The organism is Lapillicoccus sp. (genome assembly GCF_036559105.1).
GTDB lineage: Bacteria > Actinomycetota > Actinomycetes > Actinomycetales > Dermatophilaceae > Lapillicoccus.
In genome coordinates, this window is sequence record NZ_DATBTV010000116.1 from 1 (window position 1) to 23,922 (window position 23,922).

Here is a 23,922-nt window from a genome sequence, read left to right on the forward strand (position 1 = left end):
GTTCTCCAGCCCGGTCGCGTCGAAGGGCATCGCGAACGTCGCGCTCGCGCCGGCACCGACCGGGCTCGCCGCGACGCGGGAGCGAAAGCTGCCGTCCCCCGTGGACTCGACGAGCAGGTCGAAGTTCTCGTATGCGCGCGCTGGCACCTCGTCGGCTCCCGTCAGTCCCTCAGCGTCATGGTGCCCCAGCGGCCTCTGGCCGAGCCGGGGTCCTTGACCTCTGCGAGTGCGCTGTTGTTGCTGAGCTTCGAACGCCGCTGCCCGCGCTCAGGTCCCGTTGAGGCAGCGTCAATGACGTAGAGGTTCAGCCCCATCATCGCCCCGCGTGCGTCGGCCAGATCGATCGTCCGGAGGGGCATGCGCGCCTCAATGGTGTACCCGGTCGACGTGATCTTGCTTGCGCCGTCGACGTTCGCCATCGGGACCAGGAAACTGTAGTTCTGACCCGCTGCGTCGCGGTAGCCCAGGGCGTTGGCGATCTGGCGCCCAGGTGGGATCGGGGCAAAGACGAGAACGTGGTCCGTCCACTCCATCTCGTCGAGGGTGTGCGGCTGTGAGGATCCGAACTCAATGGCGACGGCGTCACCGTTGGAGATCTGTTGGGCGTTGTCCCCGTGGATCTGGGTCAGCTGCGGGTCAGTGACGTCGGCGAAGACGTAGAGCCAGTCGTGGTCCCATCCCAACCGCCACGTGGCGCGCACGTTCGTCGCCGAGCCCTGGACGAGGTCGTCGCTCGAGACCGGAGTGATGTTCGCAGACCAGTCCTCGGCCGAACCGTCCAAGACGGGGGGTGCCCCTAGTCGATGCGCGTCCACGGCCGGGCCGCTGAGTGCGGAGAAGTAGTTGAGCGACGGCGACGTCGGCGAGGAAAACCTAGGGAGGTTGTCGTAGGTCTGACGATAGATGTAGTACTGGAGGCCGGCGTACGCCAGGACGAGCATGACGACGACTGCAGCGCCGATGGCGAGAGCGCGACGAGCCCCCGGCAGTCGGGTCCACCGACGGCGTGGATCCTCGGGTGGGGGAGGCTCGCCAGGGCTCTCTGCGCTGGCGTTGCCGACCTCTCTGGTTAGGTCGAAGATGACTCCGTCGTTCGTCCTCAGGTACAGGACCGGAGTGGCCCACTCGCTCGGGTAGGCCATGAGGATCGCCTTGCGGGCACTAGCGATCGCCTGGTCCACGGGATTACCTCGCGCGATGGCTCGGTAGAGCGAGCGGCTGAAGGTACTTGCCGCCTTGTCGCTGATGGGGAACTGCATCGCGGCGACAGCGCTGACGCTGAACTGGACCAGGCCCTGGGCCATCCCGCCGAAGACATCGTGCGAGTCTCCGCGTGCGGACTGACAGGCGTTGAGGACGACGAGCTTCAGCTCCTCGACGTCCTGCAGCACCGACCCGAGCCGGTCGGCACCGATGGGGTTCTTGGTGGAGTAGTTCGTGCAGAAGTAGACGACGCCCTCCTGGGAGGCCTCGTCGAAGTCACCGTGCCCGACGAAGTGGACGATGTGCACGGGGCCGTCGCTGAGCCGGTCCAGCAACCGTGCGGGGGTCGCTGGGTCGGGTAGTCGTTCCAGGCGGACCACGTCACGGTCGATGAGTGGCTTCAGCTCTTGCTGCACCGCACGCCACTCGTTCTCGGTGTCGAGGTCGGGAAGATCAGTGGGCGAGCAGATCACGAAGAGGATGGTCAGCGGGCCCTCGACCCGTTGGGCCTTCGAGGTGCCTCGGTCACCGAGGAACCGGATGACCGGCGTTGACTCGGACTGCGCGGGATACCGGTTCGTCCGGACGCTGTACAGCAGCTCCCACGGGAGCCCGGCGAGCGACGGGGCGTCGGTGAGCTTCAGCCGGAGCCGGAGCCCGCAGTCGCGGGCCTGGACCTGCTCGAGGGAGCGCGTCCAGGCGTCCCGGATGTCCTCGGTGAACACCGCGGAGTACAGCGCGCCACCCAACTCCTTCGAGGCGACCTCCCGGGCATCACCCGGGCCGCGGCGCATATCCGTGCGACCGGGGTCGAGCTTGAGGAGCAGGTTCTCCAGCTTCGTCTCGTCGAAAGGCAGGACGAACCGCGTCGAAGGGGTCTCGTTGGACGGGCATGCCGTCACTCGGGCCTGGTACCCGCCGTGCTCCTCCTCGATGAGGAGGTCGAAGTTCTCGTACCGACGGGACGCCACGGTGGCTCGCGTCAACCCTCGAGATGGAGCGTGCCCCAGATGCTGCGGAACTGGGCGTCGTTGCCCTTCCGTGCGGGGTTGTTGCTCACGAAGGAGCTGAGCTCGCCCGCCTTGGCACCGGTCGCCACGGAGTCGCTGACGTTGAGGTTCATGCCGTACTCGTTGCCGCCGGAGATGCTCTCGGCGCCGAGCGTCGACCACGGGATCGCCGCCTCGATGACGTACCCGTCCTTGGTCTTCGCGGTGGCCGCGCGCAGCCCCTGGATGGTGTTCGGGCCGCGGGTGAAGACCGAGCCGTTCGGCACGTTGATCGCGCTGATCACGGTGTCGTCGGTGAAGGTCGCCGGCCCGAGCAGGACGTGCTTGTCACCGGTCTCGAGCGAGGCGTTCTTGTTCTTCGGCAGGGCGGTCCCGAACTCGAAGCTCACCCCGTCGCCCTTGAACAGCTGGGACGTGTCCGACCCGTGGGTCTGCAGTGCGGTCCGGTCGACGACGTGCACGATGGCGTACAGGTTCGAGTCGTCCCAGGCCAGCCCCCAGTGGCCGAGCAGACCGGTGTCGCTTCCCGCGATGAGCACGTTGCTGTCGAAGGTCGGGATGTTGCTCGGCCAGTCGGAGGCGTCCCCGTTGATCGTCAGGCCGGTCGTCAGGTGCACCGCCGAGATCTTCGGACCGGTCAGGGTGCTCGCCTCCCCGCTGTTGTTGCTCGTCGGGTCGACCTTGTCCGGCAGCTGCGAGCCGTACCAGGCGAGCCCGCCAAACGCGATAGCCGCGACCGCCAGGACGATGGTGATGATGAGGCCCCACCGGGGCTTCTTCGGGTTGGGGGGGTTGACGTACCGCGGTGGCGCCTGGCCGGGACCGCTCTGCCATGGAGGCGACTGCTGGGTCGGCTGCTGCTGAGGGTAGGTGGGCTGCGGCTGGTACGTCGGCCGGTATGCGGGTGCTCCGGTCGGCGCCGTCGCTGCCGCTGTCGCGGGCATCGCCCGGGTCACCGGCGGCGTCGGCGCGGTCGTTGCGCCCGCCCCCGCCCCAGCGGCCGTGGTCGCCGCTGCAGCCGCGGCGACCCCGCGCAGCGGGCCGGTCTCGGGGGAGGCTTCGTCGGTTCTCGCTGCCGTCGGCTCAACCTCCGGGGTGAGGGCTAGCGGGGTGAGGGATACCGGGGCGAGGGCTACCGGCTTGAGCTCCTCGGGCTGGACACCCTGCGGCGTCGGAGCCGGTTCGAGCAGCACCTCCTCGGCGGTCTTGCGGGTGGTCTCCGTCGTCTCGGCATCGGTGGCCAGCGCGTCCCGGGCGCGCTCCTCGTCCTCGGCTTCCACCGGGGGCGCCGGCGAGGGGACGGCGGTCACCGCGGGCTGCGCCACGATGTGGTCGAACACGCGACCGTCCGGAGAGCGAAGGAAGAGCACCGGGGTGGCCCACTCCGCCGCAAACTCCGCGATGAGTGCCTTGCGCGCGCTGGTCGCTGCCTGGTCGACGGGGAAGCCGTCGGCGAGCGCGCCGTAGAACTCACCGGTGAACGCGGTCGCTGCGCCGTCCGAGATGGGGAACTGCATGGCGACGACCGCGGTGCAGTCCTGCTGCACGAGGCCCTGCGCCATCCCGCTGAACGGGTCGGTGCTGTCGACGCGTGCCGACTGGCAGGCGTTGAGCAGGACCAGCCGCAGCGGGTCGTGGTCGCGCAGGTAGGGACCGAGGACGGTCGGGCTGACCTTGGTGCTGCGCCCGTAGCGGTCCTGGAAGTAGACGACGCCATCCTGGATACGGTCGTCGTAGTCACCGTGTCCGATGAAGTGCAGGATGTGAACGTCGTTCTGCCGCAACCACGCCGACAGCGCCTGGATCGTCGGGGCGGGCAACCGGTCGATCTTCACGGTGCCCTCGTCGACCTTCGCGGCGAGCGAGTCCTGCACGCGTCGCCACTCGGCCTCGACGTCGAGCTCCGGCAGGTCGGTGGGCGAGGAGATGACGACGAGGATGCGCAGCGCACCGTCGACCGTCAGCGGCCGCGGGGGCTGGGGCACCTCGAGGTAGCGGACCACCGGAGTGCGCTCGGACTGCGCGATGAAGCTGTTGCCGCGGCGGTCGTAGAGCAGCTCCCACGGCAGGCCGGCGATCGAGGGCGCGTCGGTGAGCCGCAGCCGCAGCCGCAGGCCGTCGCCGTGGTCGCGGGCGTAGTCCTGCGACCGCTGCCAGGTCAGCATGATGTCCTCGGAGAAGACGCTCTCGAACAACGGGCCACCGAGGTCCATCGACGCCTGGCTCTGCGGGTCGGAACCGGCCCGACGGGTGCCGCTGCGACCGGGGTCGAGCTTGAGTAGCAGGTTCTCCAGCTGGGTCGCGTCGAACGGCAGGGAGAACCGGCCGCTGGGAGACTCGCCGAGCGGGCTCGTCGTCACCCGAGCGCGGAACGAATCGCCCTCCGCCGCTTCGAGAAGGAGGTCGAAGTTCTGATAGGTCCTTGAGGCCATCGCCGGCCCTTTCGCACGGTCCCGTTTACCCCATGTTGGAGCCGCGACCTGCCGCGATGATACCGCCGTAGCCGCATCGGTATGGGGGGATTCGTCCCGTGGTCCGCCGCCGAGAACCCTTCCGCCGCGTCTGTCGCATACCGGAAAATGACCTCATCGAAGATGCCCGGGCGACATACGGGTATCTGGCCCTCGCTCGACGACTCCGTGAGGATCGTGGGACCCATGCCAGGAGTGGACGCGTGGTGCGCGTTGGCCGACCAGGTCGTTGCCGCCAACGACCCGGCGATCGAGGACCGCGCGCGGACCATGCTGGTCAGCCTCGGCGTGACGGACGACGAGCGCGCCGAGCTCGCGGAGACGATCCGCGGGCGGGAGGACCCGGCCGGCCTGCTCCTCGCGCAGGTGGTGGCGTACGCGCATACCGACGGGTCCGACGACGCACCGGTGACCAGCTCGGCGACACCGGACCAGATGGACGCGGCCATAGCCCTCTCGGGTCGGCTGCTCGCGGGTCCGGCCGCCACGATGGCCGCCCGCCTCGGTGCTGCCGCCCGCGACGTGCTGGCGCACCTGCCGGCCGATGCCGCCGGCTCGCTGGTCTCCGGGCTCGTCACCGCATCGCTGTCGATGACCGACCCGGCAATGCGCACCGCCGCACTGGCCACCGTCGTCGACGCCACCAGCTCCGTGACGATGGGCCGGCTCCCGGTGGCGACGGTGGTGACCGAGGTGGTGAAGGCAGGACCGCCGGACGGCGACCGCGAGCTGGTCGCGAGGCTGCTGGCCCGGACCTCGTCGTCGCGACTGCTCTCCGGCGTCCTCGACTCCCTCCGTGACGGCACGGAGCCTCGGGCGGTCCTGGAGCTCCTCGAGCTGGTCGCCCTACTGCGCGACACCCAGGCGCCGCCCCCACCGCCAGCGGCCGCCGACCGGGAGATCGACCTCGGCGCAGCGCCGGTTCCGTCCGAGACGGTCTTCCGCGGCCCGGCCGGCGGACACGCGGAGATCGCCCGGAAGCCCCCGACGAAGCCGGCCGTACCCGCGCAGGAGCAACCACCCGGGGGAGTCCTGCGGTCCGCATACCCGCGCATCGACGTCGACGCCCATCGCGAGGTGCGCCCCGAGGTCGTCGTCATCGACGAGCCGTTCGACGTGGTCGTGGGGCTGGCCAAGTTCCAGGACGCGGCGATCACGCAGACCGGGGCGATGCGGTTCATGGCCGGCGCGACCACAGAGCTCCAGCTGGTTCTCGTCTACGACCCGAACTCCCTTCAGGCACAAGGCGATACGCGGCTGACGCTCAACGTCAGCGACGCCGAGCCCTATCCCACGGCGACGGTCTCGTTCGTCGCGGCGTACCGGCCGGACCTGCCCAGTGAGCGCCGGATCGGCGTCCACTACATCGTCGGTGGCCAGGTGGTCGGCATCGCGTGGCGCAGTCTGATCGCCGTTCCTTATGCCAAGGACGTCGCGAACGCCCCCACCCCGCAGACCGGCCCGGACGCGCTGATGGAGCTCGAACCCCTGCTCGGCGTGGACCAGCCCGAGCTCATCCTGTCGATCTGCGCCTCCGACGGCGCCGCCACGGGGGAGTTCATCTGGACGGCGTACGCGGCGGCCTCCGACGTCACGGTGCCGGACGCGCCGCGGTCCTCGAGGCTCGACTCCGACCTGCAGGGCTTCGTCAGCGACATGCGGCAGACCGTCTCGCGGGCGAAGGGGACGTACGAGGAGTACCTGTCGCTGGCCGGCGCGGCCATCCGCATGGGGCGGGCGGTCCCGGACGGGATCCAGGCCGTGTTGCGGAAGGTCGTGGAGGACCCGGCGCGCACCACAGCACCGACGATCCTGCTCCTCACCGAGGAGGTGACGCTGCCCTGGGAACTCGCGGTTTTCGACCCCCCGCTAGACAGTGCGTGGGGCGGGATCTCGCCGTTCCTCGGCTCCCACGCGGCGATCGCGCGCTGGCCGCTCAGCGAGAAGCGTCCGCGCCCGACGCCGAGGTCGGCGGTTGCCGTCAAGCGGGCGGCGGTCCTCACGGCCGACTACACCGGTGTCATGGGTTGGGGTGAGCTGAAGGAGGCGCAGGAGGAGGCCGACTTCGTCACCACCCTGTTCACGTCGGCGTTCCCGGTCACGCCCTCCCTCGGTGACGTCATCGATCTCCTCAGCGGCAACCCGTCCGCGGACGTGGTTCACGTCGCACTGCACGGGCAGTTCGACGCGCAGGGTGACGAGGGCGGACTGGTCCTGCTCGCGAAGGACGCGGCCGGGAACCTCACGACCACCGCCCAGTTCCTCAAGCCGGACCAGGTCCTCAACGGCCGCCTCGACAACGGTCCGTTCGTCTTTCTCAACGCCTGCCAGGTGGGTTCCGACAAGCGCGTGCTCGCCGACAACGGGGGGTTCGCCTCGACCTTGCTCCAGATCGGCGCTACCGGTGTCGTCGCTCCCCTGTGGAACGTCAACGACGTGACCGCTGCCGAATGCGCGCGCGCCTTCTACGCCGCGACGTGGAGCGCGATCGGCGAGGGCGACGCGTCGACCCGGGTGTCAGCGGCGGAGGCGGTCCGGTCGCTGCGGGCGAAGTACACCCAGTCGGCGACACAGACCGCGACGCCTGGCATCGACGCGACGCTGATCGCCTTCCAGGTGTTCGGCCACCCCCGGCTCCGGCTCGACCGGGGCTGACCCGACCCCGAGCTGACCCGACCCCGAGCTGACCCGACCCACGAAGGAGTGCGATGGCTGAGAACCTGCGGCCCGAAGGAATCCCCGTCACCATCGGGACCGTTCGGATCTCCACGCCCGGCCTGACCGGCCGCGTCGAGGTGTACCAACCGGGGACCGCCGGGATGCGGGGGGCCGAGAGCTCGACGGAGGCGTTCCGCCGGGCGCTTGACGACGCCGGCGTGGTGGAGCAGCTGACCGTCGAGATCACCGGTCAGCGCGAGCTGGACAACGCCGGAGGCAGCCGCGGCGGTGGGGGCGGCAGCGAGATCGTGGTCGAGGTCCCGCCGCCGGGCACCGGCAACGGCCAGCTGCTCCTGTATGCGGCGGAGGACGGTTCGCTCTCGTGGCACCTTCCCGACGACGTGCCTCCGGACCAGGCCGTGAGCCGCGGTGGCGACCGGCGCACGTACCGGCTGCCGCGCGAGGTGGTCCTCGCCGACCCGGCCTCGGCCGGTGGGCAGCGCGGCATCCTCGGGGCCGTCGGGTCGAAGCTGTTCAAGATCCTCGTGTTTCCGCTCATCGACCCGATCCTGGGCAAGGTCGGCGACTACTTCGCCGCCCGGTGGGAACAGAAGAACCGGCGCAACCTCGTGCGGTGGTTCGACCCGGGCGACTACCAGCGCGCCGACGTCGTGGCATTCGCGGCGCCGGACTGGACGCGGGTGAGCGGCGGCACCGCGCTCCTGTTCATCCACGGCACGACCGCACAGTCCAACACCGCGTTCGACCAGCTGCCGGCCGAGACGCTGACGGAGCTCGGACGTCGTTACCAGGGAAGGGTTTTCGCGCTCGACCACTTCACGATCTCGGTGACGCCGCACGACAACGTGACGTGGCTGGCCGAGCAGCTCACGGCGCTGGGTGGCGGTTCTCCACTCACGCTCGACATCGTGAGCCACTCCCGTGGTGGCCTCGTCGGTCGGGTGCTCGCTGAACGGGCCGCCGACGTCGGGCTGTCCGGCAAGGTCACGGTGCGCAACTTCGTGATGGTGGCGTCGCCCAACGCCGGGACGGCGCTCGCGGACAAGGCGCACCTGTCGCAGCTGATGGACCGCGTCACCGACCTCGCCCAGTTCATCCCCGACGCCGGCGTGACCGACGTCGTCGGGCTGGTGCTGTCGATCCTCAAGCAGCTGACCGTCGGTGCGTTCGGCGGTCTCGAGGGAATCATGTCCATGGACCCGCAGGGCGATTACCTCAGGGCGTTCAACAGGACACCGGGCTCGACCGCGACATACCGGGCGATCGGGTCGAACTACGAGCCGGTACGCGGCTCGTCACTGGCCCGGATCGCCCGGAACGCCGGCACCGACTTCGTGTTCCAGAAGGCGAACAACGACCTCGTCGTCCCGACCAACGGGGCGTACGAGGTCGACGGCGTGACGGGGTTCCCGATCGCCGACCCCCTCGTCTTCCCGGCGGAGGCGGGCGTCGACCACGCGTCGTACTTCACCCGACCCGAGGTCTCGGCGAAGCTGCTGGAGTGGCTCCCGGGCTGATATGCCGCAGGGCTTCCCGCCTCGACATCCTGGACAGCTCTGCGGCGTGGGCGTCGACGAAGGCGCGCACCCAGTCCGGTGCCACGCGGGCGTGGTCGCGCAGCGCCCACCCGATCGCCTTGCGGATGAAGAAGTCCCGGTCGGCGAGGTTCGGTTCGATGGCGTCGGTGAGCAGGTCCTGGTCGAGCCGTTCCCCTCGACCGACCTGGCTGATGATCGCCGTCCGCCGAAGCCAGAGGTGCTCGTCGACAGCCCACTCGCGCAGCCGCAGCCCCTCGACGTCCGGCGAGCCCTCGAGCACCTCGCGAACCACGTGGGTCGCGACCTCGTCGACGACGTCCCACCACGCCCCGGTCATGACCAGGTGCCGCCAGAGCGGCATGGACTCGCTGTCGAGCCAGAGGCGGTAGGCGCGGTACCGCGCGAGGGCGATCGCCGCGTACCACTCCTCGCGGTAGGCGACCCCGTCCCAGAGGGCGCGGATGGTCGCGTCCCACTGCTCCCGCCCGGCCATCCGGAAGCCGGGGTCGGCGAAGATCGGGCGCAGCACCGTGGTGAGCTGGGGTGAGGTGAGCCCCCTGTAGGGCAGTGCCGACTTCATGTAGCGCTGCTGGCCCGCGGCCCGATCGGGGTCGGCGTGGCGGGTCAGCTCGGCGCGGACCGTCTCGACGAGGTCGAGGTGGACGTGGAGCTGGAGGTCAGGCGTAACGCACCGCAGCCCGGGCGCGGGCCTTCTCGGCCTCGACCTCGCGGTTCTTGGGCGGCGCCGTGGTCGACAGGTGGTCCAGCAGGTGCTGCGTGGCGTGCGCGACCTCCTCGACGGCCTCGTCGAACGCGGCCTGGTTCGCCTGTGACGGCTTGGTCGACCCGGAGACCTTACGGACGTACTGGAGGGCGGCCGAGCGCACCTCGTCGGTCGTCGCCGGGGGCTCGAAGTTGTACAGCTGGCGGATGTTCCGGCACATGCCTCGACTCTAGGCACCGTCGGTGGACACGCCGAAACTGGTTCGTGACTTTCTGTTGTCCACAGGTGGTGGACGACGATCCGGGCACGTCGCCCCGCACGAACGCGGCCGAACCTGGGAGCCCCATGCACCGGCCCTCCCCAGGTTGTCCCCAGGCTGCCCCGGCGTGGTGCACACCGTTGTCCACACCTGGTCCACAGGGCGGGTTTGAACGCCGACCCCGCCACCCCTAGCGTGACAGGGCGCCAGCGTCGCCCAGCCCGAACCACCCTGATCCGGTGGCTGTCGGCGGTCGATGGTGCCATGGAGTGGACACCAGTTCGAACGGCCAGCTCGGAGAGGAACGCGAGGCGCGGTGGCGACCAGGTGACCATCACATGACGATCCAGGAGCTCTTCCCCCAGCGGACCGACGGGCCGACCGACGACCGGCTCCCGCCCCAGGACCTGCACGCGGAGCAGTCGGTCCTCGGCGGCATGCTCCTGTCCAAGGACGCCATCGCCGACTGTGTCGAGGTGCTCCGGTCGGCCGACTTCTACCGGCCGCAGCATGAGGCGATCTTCGACGCGGTCCTCAGCCTCTACGGCCGGGGCGAGCCCGCCGACGCGATCACCGTCTCGGACGAGCTCGGCAAGCGCGGCGACCTGGGTCGGGTGGGCGGCCAGGCCTACCTCCACCAGCTGATCTCCTCGGTGCCGACGGCCGCGAACGCCGGCTACTACGCGCAGATCGTCGCCGAGCGCGCGGTGCTGAGGCGGCTGGTCGAGGCGGGCACGAAGATCGTCCAGCTCGGCTACGCCCAGGGTGGCGGTGACGTCGAGGACATCGTCAACGCGGCTCAGGCCGAGGTCTACGCGGTCGTTGACAAGCGGGGCGGCGAGGACTACCACCGCCTCGGCGACATCCTCGAGATGACCGTCGACGAGATCGAGGTCGCGTCGGGCAAGTCCGGCGAGATGACCGGTGTACCAACGGGATTCACGGATCTCGACTCGCTGACGAACGGACTGCACCCGGGGCAGATGATCGTCCTGGCCGCTAGACCGGCGATTGGGAAATCAACGCTCGGTTTGGACATCGTCCGGTCGGCCGCGATTCGGCACAACCTGGCGTCGGTGATCTTCTCGCTCGAGATGAGCAAGACCGAGATCACCATGCGACTGCTCTCCGCCGAGGCCGGGATCCAGCTGCAGCACATGCGCAAGGGCACCATGCGCGAAGAGGACTGGACTCGGTTGGCGTCGACGATGGGCCGGGTGTCCGAGGCGCCGCTGTTCATCGACGACTCGCCCAACATGAACCTCATGGAGATCCGGGCCAAGTGCCGACGGCTCAAGCAGCGCGACAACCTCAAGCTCGTCGTCATCGACTACCTCCAGCTGATGTCCTCCGGCAAGCGGGTCGAGTCGCGACAGCAGGAGGTCTCCGAGTTCTCGCGGGCACTCAAGCTGCTGGCCAAGGAGCTCGAGGTCCCAGTCGTGGCGATCTCCCAGCTCAACCGTGGTCCCGAGCAACGAACCGACAAGAAGCCGCAGATGTCCGATTTGCGCGAATCAGGCAGTATCGAGCAGGACGCGGACATGGTGATCCTGCTGCACCGCGAGGAGGCCTACGAGCGGGAGAGCCCCCGCGCTGGCGAGGCCGACCTCATCGTTGCCAAGCACCGCAACGGGCCCACCGACACGATCGTGCTGGCGTTCCAGGGCCATTACAGTCGGTTCACCAACATGGCGCCGAGCTTCTGAGCGGGTATGCCCGCGTTGTTGTCGAGATGCAGTCAATCTTGTAAGAACGGCGGTTGACTCCAAGAATTAGCCGACGTTAAGCACCTCGGGCGTGTTCGCAGAGGGTGATCAGTGAGGGCGACTCCTTGAGACTGCGTGGCGACGGTGTCCCCGCCACTGACCCGTGATGAAGGATCGGGGTCCGAGGCGACTGGCCGTCGCGCCCCCGCGGGGGACAACACACCTGCGGCCGCGACCGCGGCGCGCTAGGACTGCAACAGCTGTCAGCTTCGTCAGTTGTCGTGGCGCCAGGCCCATGACCCGTCCGCTGTCCTGGCATCCGCGCCTGCCACGGGGAGGGCGGTGACCTCGCCAGACATCTTTGCCGCGAGTCAGAGTCTGGGAAGAAGGAAGCGACAACGCCGCCCCGAAGGGTCTTCGTCGGGTACGCCCGCTTCGACAGAGCACCATTCGCATCCACGGTCCGGGTGCAGGTCCACCCAGCTCGGATCGGTTGGACCGGACACCAGACCTTGCCCCCGTAACCGCAGAGCGCTGGTCGCCTCGGGTTCGACAAGCATCCCCAGATGATCCCCCTACGCCGCCTTTGACGCAGGTCCATCGTGAGGCTCTGTGCTGCCCACCGCCACCGACTTCTACGACCAAACCTGGCGACCCGACGACGTCAAAAGTCGAAAAACCACTAGCGCGGACCAAGCCTTCCCACCAGATCCGTCACCAGTGGCGGCCGGTACCGGTGAACGATGAACCAGGAGTGGACACTCGTGAGCCGCTCGCTCATGCGGCGGACGGGACGTCCGATCTCGCCGCCGGCCCGCGCAACGAGCTCTGCACAAGTCGGCCAGCCGAGACCTTCTGCGCACGTTGCCGTCCCCTGGACGGTGCAGTGTTCCGTGGATCTCCACACGAGTATGACCGCGGTCCTGGGTAACCCCACGGCGACCGCCGGTGCCGGTCTCACCCACCTCCGCCACCCCGTCCGCAAGGATCAGCGATGTGATCCTTCCGCAGGTCCGGGACCCCCGGCTCGTCACGATTCGCCGCGGCGGCACCCTCACGGACGCCGACCACCGGCTCCTGGCGCTGTGGGCGGCGACCTGCGCCGAGCACGTCCTCCACCTCTTCGAGTCGGCGCGGCCCGACGACCCGCGACCACGCGCCGCCGTCGAGCATGCCCATGCCTGGGTACGCGGTGAGGTCGCGATGAGGCAATCCCGCGCGGCGGGCGGGCACGCTATGGGCGCGGCCCGCGACCTGCGGGGCGCCGCCCGTCACGCCGCCTACGCCGCTGGTCAGGCCGCGTGTGTCGCGCACGTCGCCGAGCACGACCTCGGGGCCGCCGCTTACGCGATCAAGGCCGTCCGCGCTGCCGCTCCGAGCGGCAACGACCTCGCGGCGGGACGACTCGAGGGCCAGTGGCAGCGGGACCAGCTGCCGGACGCCGTTCGCGCGCTGGTCCTCGACGACCAACGGCGTCGGAACGACATCTGCTGGTCGGTGTTCGACGTCTGAACGCTAGCGGACCACCCGGAGGGTCGCCAGGGTCGGGTCCGTCGCATACGCGATCCGCACCCCGGCCGTCCGGGCCTGCGACAACGCGTCGAGCGCGGCCCGCGTGACCTCCTCGCCGGGCGCGAGGATCGGGATGCCGGGCGGGTAGGGCGCGACCAGCTCGACGGTGACGCGGCCGACCGCCTGCCCGATCGGAACCGTCTCGCTCGGCGCGAAGAACGCGGTCCGGGGCGACAGGACGGTCACCGGGTCGACGACGTATGCCGCACCGGTCACCACCGGCCGCGGCCGGCCGCGGTGCCGCGACAGCGAGCGCACCAGTGCCCCGGTGAGCCGGCTCAGGCTGTCCGCGTCGTCGGCCATCGACACCTGGGCCACGATGGTGTCCCGCTCGGCCGCCTCGACCGGCAGCCCGGCCGCCAGCAGGTCGTCCTCGACGGCGATCCCGTCGGCTCCGGTACCGCCGAGGACGAGGGTCAGCTTGAGTGGGTCCACGCCAGGGCCGCCGAGAACGACGAGCCCGTCGACCTCTCGGAGCCGGTCCCGCGCCGTGGCCACGGCCGCGATCGCGTCGTCGAGCAGCGACTCACCGTCGCGTTGCAGCAGTGCCCGCGCCGCGTCGATGCTCGCGAGGATCGCGCCGGCCGGGCTGGTCGTCTGCGTGGCCTCGACCCCGGCGTCGAGGCGGGACGGGTCGATGCGGTCCGTCCGGGCCAGGACCAGCGCCGCCTGGCTCCACGCCGGCAGCGTCTTGTGAGCGCTGACCACCATCGCGTCGGCGCCGAGCTGTAACGGGTGCCGGGGGAGCGACGGGTGGAAGCCGAAGTGCGCCGCCCACGCGGCGTCGACGACGAGCGGGACGTCGTGCGCGTGGGCGACGACGGCCAGTCCCGCGACGTCGCCGACGGTTCCCACGTAGGAGGGGTCGGCCACGAGGACCGCGCGGGCGTCCGGGGCCGACGCCAGCGCGTCGGCCACGGCCGCGGGCGAGACACCGGCCGGCAGCCCGGTAGCGGGGTCGATGTCGGGACGTACCCACACCGGGGTCAGCCCGGCCAGGACCAGGCCGAGGAGCATCGAGCGGTGCAGCGTCCGACCCACGACGACGCGGCCGCCGTCGCCGCCCTCGGCCAGCGCCAGGGCGAGCGCCTGGTTCGCGTGGGTGGCGCCGCCGACCGAGAACCGACAGACGTCCGCGCCCCACAGCTGGGCGGCCCGAGCCTCCGCGTCGACCAGGACCCCACGCGAGAGCTTCATGGTGTCCAGCCCTGCGTAGAGCGGGACGTCGCCGGCCACGATGTCGCCGACGATGTCGCGGCGGTGCTTGTGGCCGGGGATGGTGAACGGGGTCGGCGCCTCCTCCTGGAACCGCAGCCACGCATCCAGCAGCGGCGCGTCGCCCCGCAACCGCCGCGGGTCAGTGGGCACGTCTGGCGTCCGCCCACTCGCGGAGCACGCCGGGCAGCGCCTCGGCGAACGCGCGCACCTGGCGCAGGTCGACCCACTCGTCGGCCGCGTGCAGACCGCCGCCCGACGGCCCGCACACGAGCGTCGGGCACACCGCCTGCCAGAGCGGCGCCTCCATCCAGTACGGAGCGGCGAACGTCGCACTCGTCCCCAGTGCGTCGCCCAGGTGGGTCGCCAGCTCGGCCGCCGGGCCCTCGGCGTCGAGCTCCCAGGCCTCCCGGTACGCCTGGAGCTCGGCCGTGGCGTCGGCTCCCGGAGGCAGGAGGTCGCGTACCTCGGCCAGCGCGGTCGCCGCGGACTCTCCGGGGGCGGTCCGCCGCTCGACGAGACACTCCGCCCACTCGGGGACCACGAAGGGCGAGTCGCCGCCGCGGGCGACGGTGACCATGAGATCGCCGCCCCGGGCCCGGACCGCCAGGGCGTGCGCGTCGACCGACATGACGAACCGGCCGAGGTGGCTCACCGCGTTGACACCCAGCTCGGGTTGAGAGCTGTGAGCCGCCCGGCCCTCGAATCGCACACGCACCACGGCGAACCCGCGCAGCGACCGGGCCGGTGTGAGATCGGTGGGCTCGGCGATGACGCAGACGTCCGGCCGGATCCCCAGGGACGGCAACGCGGTGATGACTGCCTCGCTGCCTCGGCTGGCGTCCTCCTCGTCGGCGACGAGAGTCAGGACGACGCGGACCGGCGGGCGCGAGGCCACCACCGCCTCGGCCGCGGTGACCAGCGCGGCCACGCCGCCTTTCATGTCGGCTGCACCCCGACCGCTCAGGCGGTCGCCGTCCCGGACCGGCGTGTGCGGCGCGGTCATCCCCGCCACGCCGACGGTGTCGAGATGGCCGTTGAGGACGACGGTCGGGTCACCGCGGGATCCCGGCCCGACGGCCACGAGACTGGGCCGTCCACCGCTTCCCTCGGCCTCCACGACCTGCGTGGCGAAGCCCGCCGCGTCGAGGCGGGCCCGCAGATGCCTCACGATCTCGTCCTCGCCGGCGGCACCCGGCACCAGCCCGGGGTTGACGCTGTCGATGGCGACCAGCTCAGCGGTCAAGGCCACCGCAGCCTCGGCGACGTCGCTCATGGAACGTCAACCTACGCACTCGAAAGTGCCGAATACGCTTCGGGCATGGGTAAACCCGGTGGTCAGCCGCCGGTCACGAACCGAGGAGGCGCGCCATCCACGCGTCGCGGGCTGCGGTCATGTCCTTGGTGAGCCGGGCGTCGGGGCCAGCTGGTCGCACCCGTGGAACCCACCCGGCCACACGGGCAGCTCGGCCTGGCTGCCGGCGGCCCAGAGGCCGGACGCGTACGCGACGTCCTCGTCCCGGAAGACCTCGGCACTGCAGCACTCGATGAACGCCGGCGGCAGTCCGGCGAGGTCGGTCGCCCGGGTCGGTGCGGCAAGGACGCAGTCGTCACCGACACGCCCGCTCGCGACGCCACGTCGGACAGCGTGACCCTGGCACTGCCCTTCCTCACCACGGCCGATCGGTCTCCTGAACACTCGCCGCTCGGCCACCGCCGTCGGGTCTCCAGAGGATATCGAGGCGGCTAAGCCCTCGTCGCCCCTTCGTTCCGCAACCGCGCCAACCGCCGGGTGAGGTAACGCTGCTCGGGCGTGCTCCGGGTGAGCTCGGCGGCGCGCGCGTACGCGGCCTCCGCCGCCCGCACGTCGCCGGACAGCTCCAGCAGGTGGGCCCGGACGGCGTGGAGCCGGTGGTAGCGGTCCATCGCCGGGTCGTCCAGGAGCGGCCGCAACGCCTCCAGTCCCGCGCCCGGACCGGTCGACATCCCGATGGCCACCGCCCGGTTGAGCGTGACCGCCGGACTCGGTGCGACGTCGTCGAGCATGGCGTAGAGCACCGCGATCTGCGCCCAGTCGGTGTCCTCGGCGCGGGGGGCCTCGGCATGGACGGCGGAGATCGCCGCCTGCAGCTGGTATGCGCCGACGGGCCCTCGCGGGAGCACCTGCTCGAGGATGGCCACGCCCTCGTCGATGAGGCGGGGGTCCCACCGGGTGCGGTCCTGTTCGGCCAGCGGCACGAGGTCCCCGCGAGGGTCGATACGTGCGGCCCGCCGAGCGTCGGTGAGCAGCATGAGAGCGAGGGCGCCGGCGACCTCGTCGTGGCCGGGCAGGTAGGCGTGCAGCCGGCGGGTGAGGTGGATCGCCTCCTCCGCCAGCGAGGTCTCGACCAGCGTGTCGCCGGAGCTCCGCGCATACCCCTCGTTGAAGACGAGGTAGAGGACGTCGAGGACCGCGGCGACGCGGGTCGGCAGCTCCTCGCCGGTCGGCGCCTCGAACCGGGCTCCGTTGACGCGCAATGTGGTCCGAGCGCGGCTGAGCCGCTGGGCCATGGTCGCCTCGGGGACGAGGAACGCCGTGGCGATGGCGGCGGTGGTGAGCCCCGAGACGGCCCGCAGGGTCAGCGCCACCTGCGAGGGCCGGCTGAGGGTGGGGTGGCAGCAGAGCAGCAGGAGCAGGAGGGTGTCGTCGCCGGGTTCGGTGTCCTCGTCGGCCGGCGGCGCCACGAAGGCGTCGGCGGCCCGGGCGGTGCCGACGGTCTCCTCCCGGACCGAGCGAGCACGGTCCGAGCGGACCCGGTCGACGAGGCGGCGGGACGCGACGCGGACCAGCCACCCCCGAGGGTTGTCCGGCGTCCCCTCCGTCGGCCACTGTTCGGCCGCGTCGGCCAGCGCCTCCTGGGCGGCGTCCTCACAGTCGGCGTAGTCGCCGTGCCGGCGCAGCAGCGCTCCGAGGACGTGGGGCGACTCCCGCCGCCACACGTCCTCGAGCTCGGTGCTCGTCACCGCCCGGCGGTCACTGGTCGTCGCCGCCGGCGGACATCGACATCCGCAGCTCGACGGTCTCCCCGGGTCCGGACATCCGCGCGGCGATGGCCTCGGCGCGCTCCTGGGTCTCGACGTCGACGAGGAAGAAACCGGCGAAGTGCTCCTTGGCCTCCGAGTAGGGGCCGTCGGTGACGACCGGCCGTCCCGCGTCCCAGCGGTAGAGCTTGGCAGTGCTCGGCGCGGCCAGCGGCTCACCGCCGACCAGCTCGCCGTTCTGCGACAGCTCGGTGAGCAGCGCCTCGAAGGCCGCGTTTCCGGCGTCGCGCTGCTCCTGCGGGAGGGCCTGCTGCTCGGCGAGGAACTCGCTGGTCGGGTGGCCCCAGGGCTGCGGGTTCGAGTGGATGAGGATGACGTACTTCACGGTCTGCTCCTGTCGGTTGTCGTCGGGCCCGGTCGGCCCGCTCACCAGTGACGTCGGAACCGGGGACGTGTTCTCGACATCCTGGCCGACCCCGTGTCCCGTCGGATCGATGTCGTGCGTGGAGATGATGAGGCACCGTCCGAAGCCGCGACCCGAGAGGACATCCCCTGCGCAACGTCATCGTCACCGAGTTCGTCTCCCCGGACGGCGTCATGGAGGCTCCGGGGGGGCTAGGCGGGTTTCCGTCATACGGGTTGGACCCTCGACATCGAGACCGACGACACGATGTGTGCGTACGAGCTCGACGAGGCCACCGAGGCAGGCGCGTTCCTGCTGGGACGCCGGACCTACGACCGGTTCAACGGCATGCCCACGTACGTCGTGTCCGGCACGCTCACCGACCCGGCGTGGCACAACACGACCGTCCTCCCCGACGTGGACGCCGTGGACGCCGTGGCGACGCTGCGCGAGGGTAAGGGTGGTTCGCTACGCGAACGGCGTTCAGCTGCAGATCTTCTGTCGGGCGGCCTGAGCATCGGTCGCTACCCCAGCGCCGCGGCGGCCTCGAGGGTCATCCACGCCTGCAGCTGCGTCGACAGCTCGAGCCGCCCCTCCGCGGTCGCGGCGTCGTTCGCACCGACCGGGAACCGCGACCCGGCGGACGAGTCCGCCCGTCCCGACCAGAAGCCGTCGGCCGTCGCGGCGACCAGCCGGCCGGCCGTGGCCGCGGTGGCCGCGTCGACCCCTGGGTCCGCCGCTGTGAGTGCGAGGTAGCGCGCGAGGATCCCGGTGAACAGGCCGCCGTCGTGGCCGCCGTGCGTGACGAGCACCCGCCGGGTACCGGTGGTGAGCCGGCGGTCCACCGCGTCGACGAGCGCCGCCGCCCGGTGGCGGCTCTCCTCGTCGGCGAGCGTCGTCAGGACGCCGAGCACGGTCCCCTGGTTGTAGGTGTAGACGTCGCGGATCACGACCTCCTGGGCGTCGACCACACGTACCCCGTCGAGGAAGAGGCCCGACTGCGGGTCGAACAGCCGCGCATACATCCACCCGACGAGCGACCGCGCGGCGTCGAGGTCCCCGATCCGGGCCAGGTGCAGGGCGACCGGTCCGCTGGCGGGGACGTTCTTGAAGTCGCGGTGGGTGCTCCAGAAGACCCCACCGCCGAGGTCGTCGGTGACGGCCGACCGCAGCTGCGCCGTGAGGACCCGCTCGGACGCCCGGAGCCGGCGACCCGGCCGGGCTCGCCCGAGCGACGCCTGGAGGAGCGCCAGCCGGCCCGCAGCGAGGACGAGCCACGCCATGTCGTCGTAGAAGGCGTTGGGAAAGCGGCCGACGTTGCGCAGCCGGATGGTGGCGAGCAGCCGTTCCCCACGGCGGCCTCGCTCCGCGGCGTCCTCGGTGTTGCCGCGCCGCAGTGCCCGCAGGCCGGCGTCGACGACGCAGTCGAGGTAGTGCGCCTGCCACCAGTAGTTCCAATGGACGTCGGTGCGGCCACGAGCCGGATGCTCGACCCGCGCCAGATGGGTACCGGGCAGACCGAGCAGACGTCCGCCGAACAACGCCGTGACCGACCGTTCGGCCGCCGCCGCCCGGGCGTCGAGGTCGAGGTCGCCCATCCGGTCAGGCTACGGGTGGCCGATATCGTGAACGGGTGCCGACCTCGCGCTGGTCCATCGCCTCACGGGACTCGCTGCTGTCCATCGGGTCGACCGGATCGGTGCTGTCGATCGGCAGCGTGGGCTCGTGCCTGTCGATCGGGTGCAGCGGGTCGTTCCTCTCGATCGGCTGCGCGGGCTCGTCGGTCAGCCTCTTGTCGCTGCTCTCGTTCCGGTCGGTGGGCAGCATCCTGTCCAGCGGGTCGCGGTTCTCGGTGCTGTCCTCGAAGGCGACCCGAGGGATCCGGGTCCGGGGCTGACGGTCCGCAGCTCGACGTCGGATCGCGGCGAGCGGATGACCGGCAGCGCTCGAGCGATCGACGAGGCGGACCCGAGGTCGTGCGTTCGGCCGCCGTCACGCCCCCCATCCTTCCGGCGGTGACGGGGGCCAACACGATCCTTGTTGCCCGCCTAACCCCACGTCGACCGACGATGTCTTGCGCCCAGTTTCCCGAGGGCCTCGAGAAACGCGGGTTGTGCTGTGCCCCTTCAGGATCCCGCGCGGCGCACTCCGGGACGGTCGCCGGACCGGTGGACGTCCCGGACCAACGTGGGGTCCTCCGATCCGGGGACCCGGGCGGTCAGACGCCGAGCCGGTGGGCCACCCTTGCGGCCTCCTGCCGCCCCCCGACGTCCAGCTTGCGCAGGATGTTCGAGACGTGCACGCTCGCCGTCTTCACACTGATGAACAGCTCGTCGGCGATCTCCTGGTTGGTCCGGCCCGCCGACAACCCGGCGAGCACCTCGACCTCGCGCGGCGTGAGTCCGTACTTGTCCAGCGCGTTTGGCTCGGCCTCGACCGGCTCGGCGACGAGGTCGATGCGGTGCCAGCCGGCGAGCCGTTCGCACTCCTGCACCAGACGGGCGGCGCCCAGCCCCAACGCGGCGGTGTGCGCGCCGCGCAGGGCGTCGATGGCCCTCGCGTCGACCCCCGAGTCGAGCCGCGCCTCGGCTTCCCGCCAGCGCGCGTAGGCCTGGGGGAAGGGTCGGCCGAGGGCTCGCCACGCCACCCCGGTCTCCGTCCAGGCGACAGGGTCGCTGGCCAGGTCCAACCGGGTCGCCTCGGCCCGCGCCGAGGCGTGCACGGCGGCGTCCTCCGGCTGGTTGGCCGCGGGCCAGGCGCGGGCGTCATCCAGCGGTCGCCGCATACCGGAGAGGCGCAGGCGCGACTCCCGGTCGCGGTGCGCCTCGGCCTCGGTCGCGAGCGCCCGGAGTCCCAGTGCGACGAGGGTGCCGGCATACGCGGCCTCGTCGGTGCCGCGGACCAGGTCGAGGCCGTCGACGACGAGGTGGTAGGCGGCGACGGGGCGCCCGGCCCACAGCTCCACCTCCGCCCCTGTCTCGATCAGGTTGCGGCGGTAGGACTCGGGCGCGTTCTCGGCCTCGACGATGACCCGGGCCTGCTCCAGCCACTCCCACGCCTCGTCGAGGTCTCCGCGGGTCATCGCGACGCGGCCGGCCTGCCACAGGACCGGCACGGCCATGACCCCGCGGGGATGCTGAGACACCGCCTCGGCGATCACCCGGCCGGCCTCCGCGATCCGCCCGGCGTTTCCGAGGGCCTCGGCCAGGTTGGCCTTGAGGAAGCTGACCCGCTGGCGGGCCAGGCCCATCCGGGTGAGGACGTCCGCGCCCTCGCGGGCGACCACGACGATCTCGTCGACCCGGCCGCCGAGCCCGAGGATGTGGGTGAGGTTGACGTAGGCCGTCGCGAGGTCGTCCGGGTTGCCGACCTCGAGCGCGATGGCTAGGGCCTGGCGCAGCAGCCTCGCACCGGACTCGATGTCGCCGTGGGCCGACTCGACCAGCCCCGAGGCGTTGACCAGCAGCCCCTCCTCGCGCCGGGCCCCGACCGTCCGGGCGACCTCGAGACCCCGACGGCACGACTGCTCCGCGAGGTCGAGGCGTGACCACGCCGCCCCGAACAGGGCCAGCCCGGCGTGGATCCGGGCCACGAGCACGCTCTCCTCGTCCGGCGGCAGCAGGGTCAGCGCCTCGCGGAGGCACTTCTCCGTGAGCGACCCGCGACCGGCCCGGTAGTGGATGAGCCCGAGCCGGGTGAGCAGGGCCGCGCGGGCGGGTGGTTCGGTCGTGAGCGCGAGCGCCGACTCGACGAGCCGGACCGCCTCCGGGCTGTCCCCGACCAGGCTGGCGGCCTGGCCGGCGTGCTTCAGCAACCGGACCCGGTCGTGCTCGGTGCCGGTGATCTCGTCCATCAGGGCGATAGCCCGGGTGAAGTTGGTGTACGCGTCGGCGAACGCGTACATCCGCTCCGCCGCCCAGCCGGCCGCGACGGCCGCGTCGAGGGCGCGCTCGGAGTCACCGGCTCCGAACCAGTGCCGGGCCAGCTCACCCGAGACGGCGTCGCCGGCCACCGAGCTGCGCTGGCCGGTGTCGAGGCCGTCGGCAGGTTCGAGCGCCTCGGCGGCCGCGCGGTGGAGTCGCTGCCGTTCCGCCGGCATCAGCTCCGCGTAGACGACCTCGCCGAACGCCGGGTGCCGGAACGCGATGGTGTCGTCGCGGCGGACCTCGACCACGTGTTGGTCCATGGCCGCCCGCAGCAGGGTCTCGGTCTGCTCGACGAGCGTGCCGCTGGTGGCGGCGAGGAGCGGGACCAGGGCGGGTCGGCCGATGACGGCGGCCGCGCGCAGCACCGACTGGGTGTCCTCGGGCAGGGCGTGCACCCGGGCGTGGAGCAGCTCGTGCAGGGTGGCGGGCAGCAGGGCCGGGTGGCCCGGGTTCTGGGTCGCCTGCAGGACGAGCTGCTCCGCGAACAGCGGGTTGCCTGCCGATCGGGCGAGCGTGGTCTCGACGAACTCGGGATCGGCGGCATCTCCGGCCAGCTGGCGCACCAAGCGGGCGGTCGCCTCGTGGCTCAGACGGTTCAGCTCCACGCGTTCGGTGTTCTCCAGCCGGGCCAGTTCCGCAACCCAGAGAGCGAGCGGCGTCCCCGGGACTACCGCGTCGGCGCGCAGCGTCACGAGCAGGACGGCTCGCTCGTTGGTGAGGTTCGTTGCCAGGAAGCGGACCAGGTCGAGCGTCGACCGATCGGCCCAGTGCACGTCTTCGACGACGTGGAGGACCGGGGCTGCTGCGCCGAGCCGGTCGACGAGGTCGAGCACCGACTGGAACAGCCCGAGCTGGGACGCCGCGGCGAGGTCGGCGGTACGGGTGGACTTGGCCGGGGCGATGCCGGGGACCAGCCGAGCGAGCTCCGGGAGCCGTTCGAGCTGGAGGTTCAGCGTCCCGGTCCGGTCGAGGCGGCGCAGGGCTTGGGTCAGCGGAGCGAACGGCAGCGGGTCCCCGGCCATCGGCACGCAGGAGCCGGCGAGCAGGGTGACCCGCTCCTGGTCGATGAGCTCGCGGACCAGCCTGGTCTTCCCGACGCCGGTCTCGCCGGTGACGATGAGCACGCTGGGATGGCCCGCGGAGGCACGGCGCACGGCCGTTCTGAGCACCCCGAGGGCTTCGTCCCGCCCGACGAACGCCGCGGGTGGACGTCCCACCATCGCTTCATGATGACGGGCTCGACCCCGCCGCGTCACCCCTGTTTCGCCGACTAAGGCGTGGGTCGGCACATCTAAGGCGCGCACCCAATGCCCGGGTATGCCGCGTCGCCGCACCCTTTCGTCAGCGCTCGACCCACTCGGGAGACCTCGGGCCACCCACGAAAGGACCTGTGATGACCCTCACCACCCCACGTTCTCGCCGGCTCACCGGCGCTGCCCTGCTCGCCGCCGTCGCGCTCGCGACGAGCGCAGCGGCCGCCATGGCCAGCGTCGACCCCGGGACGCCGGACAAGGACGTCCACATCGGGAAGGACAACGACAACGCGTCGAACCCGTTCATCCAGCCGCCGGGCGTCGCCGCGCCGCAGCACATGAACGACACCGACCTGCTCTTCGGCCGCGGGAACGCCGACCTCCTCGTCGGCAACAAGGGCAACGACGTCCTGCTCGGCGGTCCCGGCCCGGACATCCTCGTGGGAGGGATCGACCGCGGCGGCGACTCGGGCAACGACGTCATGGTGGCCGACGACGGCGACGACGTCGAGATCTGGTCGCCCGGTGACGGCAACGACATCGCCGACGGCAACGACGGCAACGACACGCTGATCGTCGGCCCGGTCCTCACCAACAGCACCGGGCTCCGGCTCGACACCTGGACCCTCAACCGTGCGATCCCCAAGGTCGACCTCGCCGGCGCCACCAACCAGACCTGCGAGCTGGTCCCCGTCCCCGACTCGGAGCACCTCGGCGTGCAGTACCTGCTCCGTCTGACCGCCGGTGGCCCGCTGCTGAACACGCTGCGCGTCAAGGACATGGAAACCGTCGTGTGCCCGGGTCCCTACGCCGGAACGGCGATGGTCGCCGACCTCACCGCCGGGAAGCCGTCGTTCTCCATGGTTCCTGTGTCCAAGGTCCGCGGCCTGGCCGGGGCGATCGTCGCGCCGCTGTTCGACCACTCATAGACCCGACCCACCC

General features: G+C 71.2%; 17 protein-coding genes. 6 read left to right on the forward strand and 11 right to left on the reverse strand.

Features of this window, described 5'->3' with window-relative positions; genetic code table 11:
• Nucleotides 1–161: 161 nt before the first annotated feature.
• The gene (locus tag VIG79_RS14655; RefSeq protein WP_331886949.1) at nucleotides 162–2,174 is read right to left on the reverse strand and encodes a CHAT domain-containing protein; all 2,013 of its coding nucleotides are present in this window, start codon (nucleotides 2,172–2,174) and stop codon (nucleotides 162–164) included.
• An 11-nt stretch (nucleotides 2,175–2,185) separates the two neighbouring features.
• The gene (locus VIG79_RS14660) at nucleotides 2,186–4,645 is read right to left on the reverse strand and encodes a CHAT domain-containing protein (RefSeq protein ID WP_331886951.1); all 2,460 of its coding nucleotides are present in this window, start codon (nucleotides 4,643–4,645) and stop codon (nucleotides 2,186–2,188) included.
• Nucleotides 4,646–4,870: 225 nt separating this feature from the next.
• On the opposite strand from VIG79_RS14660, the gene VIG79_RS14665 reads away from it, so the two are divergent.
• Both VIG79_RS14665 and VIG79_RS14670 read left to right on the forward strand, forming a co-directional pair.
• On the forward strand, nucleotides 4,871–7,339 hold the full coding sequence (locus tag VIG79_RS14665; protein ID WP_331886953.1) for a CHAT domain-containing protein: 2,469 nt from the start codon (nucleotides 4,871–4,873) through the stop codon (nucleotides 7,337–7,339).
• Between the two features lie 53 nt (nucleotides 7,340–7,392).
• Nucleotides 7,393–8,880, forward strand: coding sequence for an alpha/beta hydrolase (locus VIG79_RS14670; RefSeq protein WP_331886955.1), 1,488 nt, complete (start codon nucleotides 7,393–7,395; stop codon nucleotides 8,878–8,880).
• On the opposite strand, the gene VIG79_RS14675 is transcribed toward VIG79_RS14670, so the two are convergent.
• Complete coding sequence (locus VIG79_RS14675) at nucleotides 8,831–9,598, reverse strand: DNA alkylation repair protein (RefSeq protein WP_331887037.1); 768 nt, start codon at nucleotides 9,596–9,598, stop codon at nucleotides 8,831–8,833. The two genes, VIG79_RS14670 and VIG79_RS14675, sit on opposite strands and share 50 nt — an antisense overlap.
• The gene (locus VIG79_RS14680) at nucleotides 9,579–9,845 is read right to left on the reverse strand and encodes a DUF2277 domain-containing protein (protein WP_331886957.1); all 267 of its coding nucleotides are present in this window, start codon (nucleotides 9,843–9,845) and stop codon (nucleotides 9,579–9,581) included. The genes VIG79_RS14675 and VIG79_RS14680 overlap by 20 nt, the downstream gene beginning before the upstream one ends.
• Nucleotides 9,846–10,222: 377 nt before the next feature.
• Here VIG79_RS14680 and dnaB point away from each other — a divergent pair, with 377 nt between their 5' ends.
• Together dnaB and VIG79_RS14690 are read left to right on the forward strand one after the other, a co-directional pair.
• Entirely contained in the window at nucleotides 10,223–11,590 is a 1,368-nt protein-coding gene (gene dnaB / locus VIG79_RS14685) for a replicative DNA helicase (RefSeq protein ID WP_331886959.1), read from the forward strand.
• Between the two features lie 996 nt (nucleotides 11,591–12,586).
• On the forward strand, nucleotides 12,587–13,102 hold the full coding sequence (locus tag VIG79_RS14690) for a putative immunity protein (protein ID WP_331886961.1): 516 nt from the start codon (nucleotides 12,587–12,589) through the stop codon (nucleotides 13,100–13,102).
• Between the two features lie 3 nt (nucleotides 13,103–13,105).
• On the opposite strand, the gene VIG79_RS14695 is transcribed toward VIG79_RS14690, so the two are convergent.
• The 6 genes from VIG79_RS14695 to VIG79_RS14720 form a co-directional block, all read right to left on the reverse strand.
• Complete coding sequence (locus VIG79_RS14695; protein WP_331886963.1) at nucleotides 13,106–14,530, reverse strand: aminotransferase class I/II-fold pyridoxal phosphate-dependent enzyme; 1,425 nt, start codon at nucleotides 14,528–14,530, stop codon at nucleotides 13,106–13,108.
• Nucleotides 14,520–15,653, reverse strand: coding sequence for a M20 family metallopeptidase (locus tag VIG79_RS14700; RefSeq protein WP_331886964.1), 1,134 nt, complete (start codon nucleotides 15,651–15,653; stop codon nucleotides 14,520–14,522). The genes VIG79_RS14695 and VIG79_RS14700 overlap by 11 nt, the downstream gene beginning before the upstream one ends.
• Before the next feature lie 117 nt (nucleotides 15,654–15,770).
• A complete protein-coding gene (locus tag VIG79_RS14705; RefSeq protein WP_331886965.1) occupies nucleotides 15,771–16,076 on the reverse strand; it encodes an alpha/beta hydrolase in 306 nt (101 codons plus the stop codon).
• 47 nt (nucleotides 16,077–16,123) lie between these two features.
• Nucleotides 16,124–17,380 (reverse strand): RNA polymerase sigma factor, encoded by a 1,257-nt coding sequence (locus VIG79_RS14710; protein WP_331886967.1) that lies wholly within the window; start codon nucleotides 17,378–17,380, stop codon nucleotides 16,124–16,126.
• Nucleotides 17,381–17,390: 10 nt separating this feature from the next.
• Complete coding sequence (locus VIG79_RS14715) at nucleotides 17,391–17,828, reverse strand: YciI family protein (RefSeq protein ID WP_331886969.1); 438 nt, start codon at nucleotides 17,826–17,828, stop codon at nucleotides 17,391–17,393.
• 497 nt (nucleotides 17,829–18,325) lie between these two features.
• On the reverse strand, nucleotides 18,326–19,399 hold the full coding sequence (locus tag VIG79_RS14720) for a glycoside hydrolase family 76 protein (RefSeq protein WP_331886971.1): 1,074 nt from the start codon (nucleotides 19,397–19,399) through the stop codon (nucleotides 18,326–18,328).
• A 35-nt stretch (nucleotides 19,400–19,434) separates the two neighbouring features.
• Between VIG79_RS14720 and VIG79_RS14725 the strand changes: the two genes are divergently transcribed.
• Nucleotides 19,435–19,698, forward strand: a complete 264-nt coding sequence (locus VIG79_RS14725; RefSeq protein ID WP_331886973.1) for a hypothetical protein — start codon at nucleotides 19,435–19,437, stop codon at nucleotides 19,696–19,698.
• Between the two features lie 321 nt (nucleotides 19,699–20,019).
• Here VIG79_RS14725 and VIG79_RS14730 read toward each other — a convergent pair whose 3' ends face one another.
• The gene (locus VIG79_RS14730) at nucleotides 20,020–22,947 is read right to left on the reverse strand and encodes a helix-turn-helix transcriptional regulator (RefSeq protein ID WP_331886975.1); all 2,928 of its coding nucleotides are present in this window, start codon (nucleotides 22,945–22,947) and stop codon (nucleotides 20,020–20,022) included.
• Nucleotides 22,948–23,120: 173 nt separating this feature from the next.
• Here VIG79_RS14730 and VIG79_RS14735 point away from each other — a divergent pair, with 173 nt between their 5' ends.
• Nucleotides 23,121–23,909 carry a hypothetical protein gene (locus VIG79_RS14735; protein WP_331886977.1) on the forward strand — a complete coding sequence of 263 codons (789 nt, stop codon included), beginning with the start codon at nucleotides 23,121–23,123 and terminating at the stop codon, nucleotides 23,907–23,909.
• Nucleotides 23,910–23,922: the final 13 nt, after the last annotated feature.